This window comes from Mesorhizobium delmotii (assembly GCF_900149755.1).
GTDB classification, from domain to species: Bacteria; Pseudomonadota; Alphaproteobacteria; order Rhizobiales; family Rhizobiaceae; genus Mesorhizobium; species Mesorhizobium delmotii.
Genome location: NZ_FUIG01000059.1, coordinates 1 through 11,963, shown reverse-complemented (window position 1 = coordinate 11,963; position 11,963 = coordinate 1). Strand labels below are relative to the sequence as shown.

Sequence of the window (11,963 nt, the reverse complement as noted above, 5' to 3'; positions counted from 1 at the left end):
TTGGGGAAACGACATGCATCAATCAAATGCGGCTCAGTGGAGGGTCTCTTCCTCGAGGTCCGGCGCTTGCCACATCTTTTCGAGATTGTAGAAGTCGCGGACTTCGGGACGGAAGACATGGACGATGATGTCGCCTGAATCGATCAGGACCCAGTCGGCGCCGGCCAGTCCCTCGACGCGCGCCGTGCCGAGCCCGGCATCCTTGAGCGCCTTGAGGAGATGATCGGCGACAGCCGAGACATGACGGTGCGATCGGCCGGACGCGATGACCATATAGTCACCGAGGCTCGATTTTCCCTGAATGTCGATTGAGACGATGTTTTCGGCCTTGGAGTCTTCCAGACTGGCAAGGACTGTCTTGATGGCGCGGGACACGGCGTCGTTTACGCTGATCCCGGCCGGCGAAGGCACGATGTCGGCCTTCTTCCAAAGTGCTGTTCTCAGTGTATTTCCTTTCGCAGCAAGAACAACCAAATCACCCTTCAAAGCAGATGACACCCCTTAGATAGGCAGAGTTGCGTTGCAGTTTCAAGACGGCAGCCCTGCTGTAGCCAACGAAGAACCGTTCTTCCGGTTCCGCAGTTGAAGAAAAATCGGAACTCTTGTCGCCTGGCCTGGGTTATCGGCGCATTGACCAACCGGATCCCCCTCATGCCTATCGACCCTCAGAACGCTCTCCTCACCGTGCAGTCCGGCCTTGCGCAGCTCAGCGCGCTGATCGTCTCGTACTCCTTCTCGGCCATCGGCGCCGTCATCCTGCTGGTCCTCGGCTATACCGTCGCCGGCCTTGCCCAGCGCTCGATCTATGCCGGCCTCGGCCATATCCATGGCTTCGATACGACGCTGCGCCACTTCTTCTCGAGGATCGTCCGCTACGCCATACTGATCCTCGTCGTCGTCATGGTGCTCGGCCAGTTCGGCGTCCAGACGACCTCGATCATTGCCGCCATTGGCGCCATCGGCCTGGCCATCGGCCTGGCGCTGCAGGGCACGCTGCAGAACATTGCCGCCGGCATCATGCTGCTGGCGCTGCGGCCATTCCGCATCGGCGAATATGTCGAGGTCGGCGTCATTTCCGGGACCATCGAGGAAATCGGCCTGTTCGCTACCCAGTTGCGGACAGTCGAAGGCGTCTACGTCCTCGCGCCCAATTCGACGCTATGGAACCTGCCAGTCCGAAACTATACGCGCAACGGCGTCCGTCGCGCCGACATCACGCTCACCATCGGCTCCTGGAACGACATCGATCTCGCGCAGAAGACCATGCTTGGCGTCGCCGCCACCGAGCGACGCGTCAGGCGGGAGCCGGCGCCGATTGCCTTTGTGGCGACCGTCGGCGACAGCAACGTCGCCATCACCTTGCGCTACTGGACCTCGGCTGCGGATTTCTTCGCCACCCAGATCGATCTCACCAAACGCGCCAAGCAGGCTTTCGACAGCGAAGGCATTTCTATACCCGCGCCACCACCGGAAGCGCCACGGCAGGAAGCCGCCACCAGACAGTGAGATTATCAATTGCCGGCGTAGGTCTACTTGTACGCGCGACGCTGCTCTTCGGATGGGAAAGCGAGGTCGACTGGCAGCGGTGCCTGCGCCGTCATCGGCGCGAAATTGCCGGTCTCGGCGGTGGGAACAGGCGACATCGCCACCACACGCCACAGCACGAACAGGCAAAAAACTGTGGCAATGACGATGGCCACATAGATGAAAGCCTGCGTTCCATAGACAGCGGAAAGCCCGGTCACGATGCCGGGCACGATGAAGCCGGACAGCGACCACGCAAACAGAAGCGAACTGGACAGCGCCACCATGTCGTCCTTGCCGGCGCGGTCGGCGGCATGCGCGCTGGCCAGCGAATAGATCGATTCCGATGCGCCGTCCCAGACCACATAGATGACGACCAGCGCCGCCAGCGCACCACAGTCGAAGCCCAGCGCAAACAGGCCCGCCACCATGGCAAGCGCCGAAGCGGCGACCAGTACAAAGCGCCGGTCGGTGCGGTCGGAAATCCATCCGAGCGGGATCTGCAGGATCAATGTGCCGACCGGCATCGCCGACAGCAGCAGCGCCACATCTGCCTGACTGTACCCCTTGGCCGTGGCATGGATCGGCGCGAAGCCCGAAATCGTCATCGACAGGCCACCGACGGCAAGCATGCCGGCGACGCCAACCGGCGAAATTCGCCAGGCTCGGCCGAGCGCGACCGACGCCGCCTGCGGTGGCGGTGGCTGGGCGAGCCGCGTCAGCCCGACGGGGAGGATCGACAGCGCGGTAAAGGCGATGCCGATCAGCGGCGCGTCCGCAGCCCTTATATCGATCAGCGCCAGTGTGGAGTAGCCGACACCGAGCCCGGCGACATAGGCAACGTAGAAGAAGGCCATGACCCTGCCGCGAATGGCGTTGGCGACGACGTCGTTCAGCCAGCTTTGCGCGACGATGAACAGGCCGCATATGGCAAAGCCATAGAGCGCGCGGGCCGCGATCCACGACAGCGGGTGCGGCCCGGCCCCGACGGCGGCATTGGACAGCACGATCAACGCCGACAGCACCATGAACGCGCGAGCATGGCCGACGCGCCGCACCAGCGGACCAGTCAGGATGCAGCCTGCCAGGCCGCCGGCCGAGAGGCCTGTGACAATCAGCCCGGCCCAGGTCGGATCGAAGCCGTCGGCGCCGAGCCGGACTGGGATATAGGCGAACATCAGTCCGTTGCCGACCGCAACCAGCGCCATCGACAGGAGGACGCTGGCGATGGCGATCGCCGGGGCTGGCGGGCTGCCCTGCGCCGGATCGCGTCTGATCTGGTTTCGCTCGAGAATCGTCATGCCCGCGCAGGATCGCCTACGGATCGGGGAAAAGCAGCCGCAAATGCGACATCAGTGGTTTTCCCTGCTCCCCTTGTGGGAGAAGGTGGATCGGCGCGTAGCGCCGAGACGGATGAGGGGTGCTGGAAGAAATGCAGCGTAAAAAGATCGAGGAATTTTGAGTGCTTAGTTCTTCAAGGTAGCGATCCTTCCAGCACCCCTCATCCGACCGAGCTTCGCTCGGCCACCTTCTCCCACAAGGGGAGAAGGTGACTCCTATCCGTTCGCCGAATTGCGGATCGCGGTCGACGACAGCGACGAGCGCGGACCGTGGATGAAGGTCCAGGCCGGCGCCTTCATGCGGGCGAGCCGCGGCGCGTCGCCCTCGTCGACACGCGCATAATCGAAGGTCTTGGCGACGACCGACGACAGGAATGACAGCGTCGCGCCAGGGCGGTCGATCACCGCGATCGGAAACGTCATCACGATCTGGCGCCAGCGCTGCCAGCGGTGGAAATCGCGAAGCGAATCGGCGCCCATGATCCAGACGAAGTCGACGCCTGGGTTGCGCGCCTTGACCAGGGCCAGCGTGTCGGCGGTGAAGCGGACATAATGGCTCGCCTCGAAGGCGGTGACCTTGACCTTCGGGTTCCGGGCGATCTGCTCGGACAGGCGCAGCCGCTCGGCCAGCGGCGCCAGTTCCCGCGCGCTCTTGAGCGGATTGCCCGGCGTCACCATCCACCACAGCTGATCGAGCGCCAGACGTCTGAGCGCGATCTCGGCGACCAGCGCATGGCCGGCATGGGCAGGATTGAACGAGCCGCCGAACAGCCCGACGGCCAAGCCCTTTCCGGCATGTGGCATATGAAGGTAGCGAGAGGGGACGGGTTGTTCGGAAGGGGAGAGCATCGTGCTAAGCATCCCCCTCTGCCCTGCCGGGCATCTCCCCCGCAAGGGGGGAGATGGGCGGCTTCATCCCTGGCGCCCTTACTGCGACGCCGGAGGTTGGCGAAAGTCTATGCGACATCCGATCTCCGCCCTTGCGGGGGAGATGTCCGGCAGGACAGAGGGGGGTGGCTGGGCGCAAACTTCAAGCCCTAGTAGCGAACAGCTTCAAGGCCTCACCTGTCCCGTCCCGCGCACGCGGTACTTGAACGAGGTCAGTTGCTCGACACCGACCGGGCCGCGCGCATGCATCTTGCCGGTGGCGATGCCGATCTCGGCGCCCATGCCAAATTCGCCGCCATCGGCGAATTGCGTCGAGGCATTGTGCAGAAGGATCGCCGAATCGATCTCATTGAAGAAACGTTCGACCGCGTCGGCATCCTCGGCGACGATCGCCTCGGTGTGGTGCGATGAAAAATTCTCGATATGCTCGATCGCGCCGGCAACGCCGTCGACCAGTTTTGCCGCGATGATGGCATCGAGATATTCGCTCACCCAGTCGGCGTCGGTCGCCGGCTGGGCGTCGGCGAACACTTTCAGCACCTCGGCGTCGGCGTGGATTGCGCACCCTGCGGCGCGTAACGCCTCAAGGATCGGCACCAGATGGGTGGAGGCAACAGCGCGGTCGACCAGCAGCGTCTCGGCAGCGCCGCAGACGCCGGTGCGCCGCATCTTGGCGTTGACCGCGATCCTGACCGCCATCTCGAGCTTGGCCGAGCGGTCGATGTAGAGATGACAGATGCCTTCGAGATGAGCGAAGACCGGCACCCGTGCCTCGTTCTGGACGCGTTCGACAAGGTTCTTGCCGCCGCGCGGAATGATCACGTCGATATTGCCGGAAAGTCCTTTCAGCATCTCGCCGACGGCGGCGCGGTCGGCGGTCGGCACCAACTGGATGGCATCCTCCGGCAGCTTGGCCGCCTTCAGCCCTTCGACCAGGCAGGCATGGATCGCCGCCGAGGAGTTAAGCGAATCCGAGCCGCCGCGCAGGATCACCGGATTGCCGGCCTTGAGGCAAAGCGCGCCGGCATCGGCCGTCACGTTCGGCCGGCTCTCATAGATGACGCCGATGACGCCGAGCGGTGTGCGGACGCGCTCGATATGCAGGCCGTTCGGCCGGTCCCATTCGGCAATGACATCACCGATGGGATCGCTCAGTTCGGCGATTTCGCTGATGCCGTCGGCCATGGCACGAATGCGGGCAGGATCGAGCTTCAGCCGGTCCATGAAAGAGGCTGAAAGCCCGGACTGCTCGCCATTTTTGATGTCGATGGCGTTGGCGTCGAGAATATCCTGCTCGTGGCGAAGGATCGCCTGCGCCATGGCGATCAACGCGGCGTGCTTGCGCTCGGCTGTGGCGACGGCCAGCGGTCGGGCGGCGGCCCGCGCGCGGCGGCCGATATCGGCCATTAGCGCGGCAGTGTCGTCCCGGGATTTTTCATGCAGCTTCAGCATGGCTCATCCTCCGCTGGTTACTTGGTCACCGGCCTGTACTTGGTCAGCGGCCCGTACTTGGTCACCGGAATGGCTCACCACAAGGTCGTCGCGGTGGATCATCGCCGATCGCGCTTCGTAGCCAAGCACCGTTTCGATCTCGACTGTTTTCAAGCCAGCGATCCTTACGGCATCGGCGGCATCGTAGGCAACCAGTCCGCGTGCGATCTCGCGGCCTTCGGGCGACAGGATCGCCACCGTGTCGCCGCGCGAGAAATTGCCGCTGACCAGTTTGACGCCGGCCGGCAGCAGCGACTTGCCCGACAGCAGCGCGCCGATGGCGCCGGCATCGACTGTCAGCCGGCCAGCCGGTTCGAGCTGCCCGGCGATCCAGGTCTTGTAGCCCTTGACCGGATTGGCGCTCGGCCGGAAGAATGTCGCCCGCTCACCGCGCTCGATCGCCATCAGCGGCGACAGCCTTGTGCCTGATGTGATGACCATAGCGGTGCCGGCGGCGGTGGCGATTTTTCCGGCGTCGAGCTTGGTGCGCATGCCGCCGCGCGAAAGCTCCGAAGCGGCCGCACCTGCCATCGCCTCGATCTCGGAGGTGATGCGGTCGACGACGGGAATGAACCGGGCTTGCGGGTCGCGCGCCGGCGGCGCTGTGTAGAGCCCGTCAATGTCTGAGAGCAGCACCAAAAGGTCGGCGCCCATCATGGTGGCCACGCGCGCCGCCAGCCGATCATTGTCGCCATAGCGGATCTCGGAGGTCGCCACCGTATCGTTCTCGTTGATGACCGGCACCGCCTTCATCTTGAGCAGCGTCGAGATCGTCGCGCGCGCATTGAGATAACGGCGGCGCTCTTCGGTGTCGCCGAGCGTCAGGAGGATCTGCCCCGATTTCAGGCCGCCCTTGCCGAGCGCATCCGACCAGGCGCCGGCCAGCGCAATCTGCCCGACGGCCGCCGCCGCCTGGCTCTCTTCGAGCTTCAGCGCCCGCTTGCCGAGGCCTAAAATGGTGCGACCAAGCGCGATGGCGCCGGACGACACGACAAGGATCTCGGCGCCGCCTTCGGCCAGCATGGCGATGTCGCCGGCAAGCGAGGCCAGCCAGTCGCGCTTCAGGCCTGTCGTGCGGTCGACAAGCAGCGCCGAGCCGATCTTGACGGTGATGCGCCGGTATTTTTTCAGCGACTGCGCGGCCATCGCTATCTCCAGCGCGTCTCGACCGGAGTGGCGACAGCTTCGCGTGCCTCGCCCACGACCGTCATTAGCGCGCGCTGAACGGCTTCGACGCCTTCGCCGGTGACCGCGGACAAAAGCATCGGCGCGCGGCCGGCGGCGCGTTTCAGCGAAGCGACCTTCTTCTTGCGTGCGTCGGCATCGAGCGTGTCGACCTGGGAAAGTGCTACGATCTCGACCTTCTCGATCAGACCATGGCCATAGGCGTCGAGTTCGGTGCGCACGGTCTTGTAGGCCTTCCCCGGATTTTCTTCCTGCGCGGAGACGAGGTGCAGAAGGACGCGCGTGCGTTCGACATGTCCGAGGAAACGGTCGCCGATGCCGACGCCTTCATGCGCACCTTCGATCAGGCCGGGAACATCGGCGATGACGAACTCGCGACCGTCGATGCGGGCCACACCGAGGCCCGGATGCAGCGTGGTGAAGGGATAATCGGCGATCTTCGGCTTGGCCGCAGTCACGGCGGCCAGGAAGGTCGACTTGCCGGCATTGGGCAGGCCAACCAGGCCGGCGTCGGCGATCAGCTTGAGCCTGAGCCAGATGTTGAGCTCTTCGCCCAGCTGGCCGGGGTTGGCGCGGCGCGGCGCCTGGTTGGTCGAGGTCTTGAAATGCTGGTTGCCGAAGCCGCCATTGCCGCCCTTGGCAAGCAGGAAGCGTTGGCCGACCACGGTCAGATCGCAGATCAGCGTCTCGTTGTCCTCGGCAAAGACCTGCGTTCCCGCCGGCACTTTCAGCGTGACGTCGGCGCCCTTGGCGCCGGTCATGTTGCGGCCCATGCCGTGCGTACCGGTCTTGGCCTTGAAATGCTGCTGATAGCGATAGTCGATCAGCGTGTTCAGCCCATCGACCGCCTCCACCCAGACATCGCCGCCGCGGCCGCCGTCGCCGCCGTCCGGACCGCCGAACTCGATGAACTTTTCGCGCCGGAACGACACCGAACCGGCGCCGCCGTCTCCGGAGCGGATGTAAACCTTGGCTTGATCGAGAAATTTCATCGGATTGCTGAGTTTCTGCTAGTGGCCTTGCGGCATTGCTCTAAGCCTTCGGCACTGCTCTAAACCAAGGCGGGGCGAAGGGCGAGGCTGTTTATGAACATGGCCGGAGTCGCAATGAAGCTCGTAACCTACAACATCCACTACGGCGTCGGTCTCGACGGCCGCTACGATGTCGGCCGCATCGCCGATGCCGTGCGCGGCGCCGACGTGATCGCGCTGCAGGAGGTCTCGCGCAACAACCCCAACAATGGCGGCCGCGACATGGTGGCCGAGCTCGGCGAGGCGCTGCCCGAATACTTCGCCCTCTACAGCAGCAATTTCGAGGCCAATGTCGGCTCGCGCCTGGAAAACGGCCGCGCCATCACCACCACCTTCCAGCTCGGCAACATGGTGCTGTCGAAAACGCCCGTCCATCTGTCGCGCAATCTCCTCTTGCCGCGCAGCCGCAGTTTCGAAGTGATGAATTTCCAGCGCGGCGCGCTGGAGGCGCTGATCGAGACGCCGCTTGGTTTCATCCGCTTCTATTCCACCCATCTCGATCATCGCAGCCCGGTCGAACGCGCCAACCAGATCCGGTTTCTGCGCCAGCGCTTGTTGAACTATGCGATCGAGGGCGGCGCGCTGTCGGGCGTCGCCGAGGTCGGCCTGCCGGACCTGCCTTGTCCCGAAGGCTTCGTCGTCATGGGCGATTTCAACATGCTGGCCGGATCGCCGGAATATGTCGAACTCGCCGGCCGCCTGGATCACGAGTTCGGCATGCCTGTGACCGCCGATCTTGCCGTCGATGTCGCCCTTCGCCTTGCCGCCACAGGCGCCGATCTCATCACCTGGGTCGACCCCAAGCGGCCTGACGACGCCAGCCGCCACAAGCGCATCGATTATGTCTTCACCAGCGCCTCGCTCGCCAAATCGCTGACACGCCTGTGGGTCGACCAGCAAGCGGTCGGCTCGGACCACTTGCCGGTCTGGGTCGAGATGGCCTGACCAGCATCCATCAGAAATGCACCCAGTTGCGCAGGCTGGTCCAGGTCTTGCGATCGAGACGGTAGCGCTCGACCGGCACCTGGCCGGCGACGATCGAGTTCAGCATGCCCTGGCCGGCATATTGGAAGCCGCATTTGTGAATGACCCGGCGCGAGGCCGGATTGATGACCCGCGTCGAGGCATGCAGCACCTGGATCGCCGTCTTCTGGAAGGCGAGGTCGACCAGCGCATGCGCGGCTTCCGTCGCATAGCCGCGCTTCCAGTAGGGCTCGCCGATCCAGTAGCCGAGCTCCAGCCCGCGATCGGTGGTGTTGAGGCCGGCGCAACCGACGAAAGTTTCAGTACCGGCCAGCGTCAAGGCATAGGCAATTCCGGCCCGGCGCGACGCCGTCATCGCCAGGAAGGCGCGTGCTTCGGCCTCACCGTACGGGTGAGGCATGCGGGCCAGCATTTCGGCGACGTGGCGGTTGTCGGCGAGCACCACCAGTTGCTCGATGTCGCTTTCGCGCGGCGCCCGCAGGACCAGCCGCTCGGTCACCAGGACCGGACAATCTATCGCGTAACTTTCACCGTCTGTATCTTCCGCTTCGGCAACCATGTCAGTCCTCCAGGCACAAGAAAAAGGGGAGATGGAAACCCATCTCCCCTGATCCATTTCCTGGCTTGGCCAGACACCGGTTCCCGAGATGGGTGCCGGTGTTCTCGTACGGAACCGGCTACTCCGCGGCCTTCGTCATCGGGTTCACCGATACGTAGGTTCGGCCATTGGCTTTTTTGTTGAAGGTGACTGCGCCAGCTTCGAGCGCAAACAGCGTGTGATCCGTGCCAATGCCGACATTGGTGCCGGGATGCCACGTCGTGCCGCGCTGACGAATAATGATGTTGCCCGGAATCACGGCTTCGCCGCCGAACTTCTTCACGCCGAGCCGCTTGGAATGGGAGTCGCGACCATTGCGCGACGAACCGCCAGCTTTCTTGTGTGCCATCTAACTAACTCCGATGCGCCTCAAGGGCGCTTAAAAGGTCTTATGAACGCGTTCGCGTTCCGTTTCAAGTCCGAACCGGCGACGATCGCGCCGAGCCGCTTTACTTCTTCGCCAATTCCTTGGCCTGCTCGCGCCAGTCCATGATCTGGTCGGTGCTGAACGGCATATGCTCGTCGATCTTGGCGACATCCTTGTCGGACAGCTTGGCGATCTGGGCGAAGGTCGTGATGCCCTGCTCGTTCAACTGGCCGGCCGCAACCGGGCCGATGCCCTTGATCACGGTCAGATCGTCCGGCTCGCCCTTCGGCGTCTTGAACAGCGGAGCGGCGGTTTCGGTTGCCTTGGCCTCGGTTTCCTTCGGCGCAGCCTCTGCCTTGGCTTCCTTCTTCGGCGCGGCTTCAGCCTTCGCCTCGGCCTTTGCAGCAACTTCGGCCTTCGCCTCGGTCTTGGCCGCGGCCTTCTTCGTCGGCTTGGCGCCACCCAGCAGGATCTCGGCGATCCGCACGGTGGTCAAAAGCTGGCGATGGCCGATCTTGCGGCGCGAATTCTGCCGGCGGCGCTTCTTGAAGGCGATGACCGTGCGGTTCTTGCCCTGTTCGACGACTTCGGCGGTGACCAGGGCGCCGTCGACGAACGGCGCGCCGAACGTGACATTCTCGCCCTCGCCATGCGCGAGCACGTGGCCGATCTCGACGATATCGCCGACCTGGCCTTCGACTTTTTCGATCTTCAGGAGATCGTTGGCGGCGACGCGATACTGCTTGCCGCCCGTTTTGATGACTGCGAACATTTTTTGCCTTTCGCTGTTCGGTCGGCCTTGATGAACCGCTTCAGGCGGTTCGGCCGTCTTTTGTCAGTCTGCGGGTTCAAAAAACAAGCGGCGCGGAAGGACCCTCCACGCCGATTGCGCGCTGTCCCTAACCGAAGGTTGGGCGCGAGTCAAGGCAAGCGGCCAGTAGCCAGGGCAACGAGTTCAGGTTAACGACGGCGTGTAATTTGTGGTCTGTCGCAGGTTAGCGTGATTCAAAGAGGCTTCCGCAGATTCGGAGGAAGCCATGAGCGAAGTTGCTACGCCGCGCCGCAAGAGCCTTTTGGAGCATTTTTCGGCGATCAAGGACAATCGCCAGTCCTGCAAGGTGATGTATCCGCTGAGCGAGGTGCTGCTTTTGGTTGTCTGCGGCACGATGGCGGCCTGCGACGACTATGACGACATCGTTCTGTGGGGGAACCGGCATCTCGACTTCCTGCGGCGTCTGCAGCCCTACCATTTCAGCATTCCCTGCGCGGATTGGCTGCGGGTGGTGATGAACCGGATCGGACCGGACCTGTTCGCTTCTTGCTTTCTTGCCTTCGTTGCCGAGCGTCTGCCCGAAGCAGTCGGCCAGATCGCCATCGATGGCAAGACCTCACGCCGCAGCCACGATCGCGGGCGTGGACAGGCGGCGCTGCACCTGGTTTCGGCCTATGCGACAACCCACAGCCTCGTGCTGGGGCAACGGGCGGTGGCCGACAAGTCCAACGAGATCACCGCCATTCCCTTGCTGCTGCAGGAACTGGCCGCGTCCGGAGCGCTGGCGGGTAGTGTCGTTTCCATCGACGCCATGGGCTGCCAGTCCGACATCGCGGAGACGATCGTCGATCTCGGCGGTGACTATCTCTTGGCCACCAAGGACAATCAGAAGACCGCCCATGCCGAGATCCAGCTCTATTTCGACGCCGCTCCCGTCGATGAGATCGATGCGCTCACCGAGGTCGAGAAGGGCCATGGCCGCATCGAGACGCGCCGTCATCTCGTCTCACAGCGTGTCGACTGGATGAGTGGCAGAAGGCGCTATCCCGACGAGCCGCGCTTCAAGGGCCTCAGCACCATCGCCATGGTCGAGACCCGCATCGAGACCGGCGCCGAGGTCAGGGTCGAGCGGCGATGCTACATCTCCTCTCGCATCCTCACCGCAAAAACCTTCGCCGAGGCCGCCCGAGCCCATTGGGGCATCGAGAACGGGCTACACTGGGTTCTCGATGTCCAGTTCAAGGAGGATCAGTCCCGCCTGCGCCGCGGCCACGGCGCCACAAACATGGCCATGGTCCGCCACCTCGCCCTCAACCTCATCCGAGCCATGCCCGGAAAACAATCCATCAAGGGAAAGCGAAAACTCGAACCTGGGATACCGACTACCTGATGGCAGCTCTCCAACCCCGTTAACCTGGACTCGTTGCCCTGGGCCAGTAGCGAGCAGCCGAACGTTCAGGCCAAGCGCGCGGCAACACAGAGAGCCGGCAGCAAGCCCGACAAGAAGCCGGATCGCCGGGCAGATTGGCCCTTGTAACCTGTCCGTCCAGCCGTTATCTAGTGCGCCGCGCCGGCAACGGCGGACCATGACCGCGGAGAGGTGGCAGAGTGGTCGAATGCACCGCACTCGAAATGCGGCATGGGTGCAAGCCCATCGGGGGTTCGAATCCCTCCCTCTCCGCCATTTGCCGCCGTGTCCGACCCGGAGACATGGGTAACAGATTGTACCTAAGACATAGTGAAGTGCACCCCTGTAGTGCACTGTAGTGCACCCCGATTCTGA

Annotated in this window: 11 protein-coding genes, 1 tRNA gene and 1 pseudogene; 4 read left to right on the top strand and 9 right to left on the bottom strand. The window is 63.6% G+C overall.

Annotation, left to right across the window (positions count from 1 at the left end; translation table 11 throughout):
- Positions 1-33: 33 nt before the first annotated feature.
- Positions 34-411, bottom strand: coding sequence for a ribosome silencing factor (gene rsfS, locus BQ8482_RS31585; protein ID WP_023800052.1), 378 nt, complete (start codon positions 409-411; stop codon positions 34-36).
- A gap of 240 nt (positions 412-651) precedes the next feature.
- On the opposite strand from rsfS, the gene BQ8482_RS31580 reads away from it, so the two are divergent.
- Positions 652-1,506 (top strand): mechanosensitive ion channel family protein, encoded by an 855-nt coding sequence (locus tag BQ8482_RS31580; protein WP_123151145.1) that lies wholly within the window; start codon positions 652-654, stop codon positions 1,504-1,506.
- A 23-nt stretch (positions 1,507-1,529) separates the two neighbouring features.
- On the opposite strand, the gene BQ8482_RS31575 is transcribed toward BQ8482_RS31580, so the two are convergent.
- From BQ8482_RS31575 to obgE, 5 genes are all read right to left on the bottom strand, one after another.
- Positions 1,530-2,825: an MFS transporter gene (locus tag BQ8482_RS31575; RefSeq protein ID WP_123151144.1), complete on the bottom strand. Its 1,296-nt coding sequence runs from the start codon at positions 2,823-2,825 to the stop codon at positions 1,530-1,532.
- Between the two features lie 255 nt (positions 2,826-3,080).
- A complete protein-coding gene (locus BQ8482_RS31570) occupies positions 3,081-3,668 on the bottom strand; it encodes a nicotinate-nucleotide adenylyltransferase (RefSeq protein WP_123151143.1) in 588 nt (195 codons plus the stop codon).
- 249 nt (positions 3,669-3,917) lie between these two features.
- Positions 3,918-5,204: a glutamate-5-semialdehyde dehydrogenase gene (locus BQ8482_RS31560; protein WP_123151141.1), complete on the bottom strand. Its 1,287-nt coding sequence runs from the start codon at positions 5,202-5,204 to the stop codon at positions 3,918-3,920.
- 3 nt (positions 5,205-5,207) lie between these two features.
- Complete coding sequence (gene proB / locus BQ8482_RS31555) at positions 5,208-6,389, bottom strand: glutamate 5-kinase (RefSeq protein WP_123151140.1); 1,182 nt, start codon at positions 6,387-6,389, stop codon at positions 5,208-5,210.
- 2 nt (positions 6,390-6,391) lie between these two features.
- On the bottom strand, positions 6,392-7,420 hold the full coding sequence (obgE, locus tag BQ8482_RS31550; RefSeq protein WP_123151139.1) for a GTPase ObgE: 1,029 nt from the start codon (positions 7,418-7,420) through the stop codon (positions 6,392-6,394).
- A gap of 114 nt (positions 7,421-7,534) precedes the next feature.
- Between obgE and BQ8482_RS31545 the strand changes: the two genes are divergently transcribed.
- On the top strand, positions 7,535-8,404 hold the full coding sequence (locus BQ8482_RS31545; RefSeq protein WP_123151188.1) for an endonuclease/exonuclease/phosphatase family protein: 870 nt from the start codon (positions 7,535-7,537) through the stop codon (positions 8,402-8,404).
- A gap of 10 nt (positions 8,405-8,414) precedes the next feature.
- On the opposite strand, the gene BQ8482_RS31540 is transcribed toward BQ8482_RS31545, so the two are convergent.
- The 3 genes from BQ8482_RS31540 to BQ8482_RS31530 form a co-directional block, all read right to left on the bottom strand.
- Positions 8,415-9,002, bottom strand: coding sequence for a GNAT family N-acetyltransferase (locus BQ8482_RS31540; protein WP_123151138.1), 588 nt, complete (start codon positions 9,000-9,002; stop codon positions 8,415-8,417).
- 118 nt (positions 9,003-9,120) lie between these two features.
- A complete protein-coding gene (gene rpmA, locus BQ8482_RS31535; protein ID WP_023678077.1) occupies positions 9,121-9,390 on the bottom strand; it encodes a 50S ribosomal protein L27 in 270 nt (89 codons plus the stop codon).
- Positions 9,391-9,490: 100 nt separating this feature from the next.
- Positions 9,491-10,180 (bottom strand): 50S ribosomal protein L21, encoded by a 690-nt coding sequence (locus BQ8482_RS31530; protein WP_123151137.1) that lies wholly within the window; start codon positions 10,178-10,180, stop codon positions 9,491-9,493.
- Between the two features lie 265 nt (positions 10,181-10,445).
- Here BQ8482_RS31530 and BQ8482_RS31525 point away from each other — a divergent pair.
- Positions 10,446-11,593: pseudogene (locus tag BQ8482_RS31525) on the top strand (ISAs1 family transposase).
- A 181-nt stretch (positions 11,594-11,774) separates the two neighbouring features.
- A tRNA-Ser gene (locus BQ8482_RS31520) sits at positions 11,775-11,864 on the top strand.
- Positions 11,865-11,963: the final 99 nt, after the last annotated feature.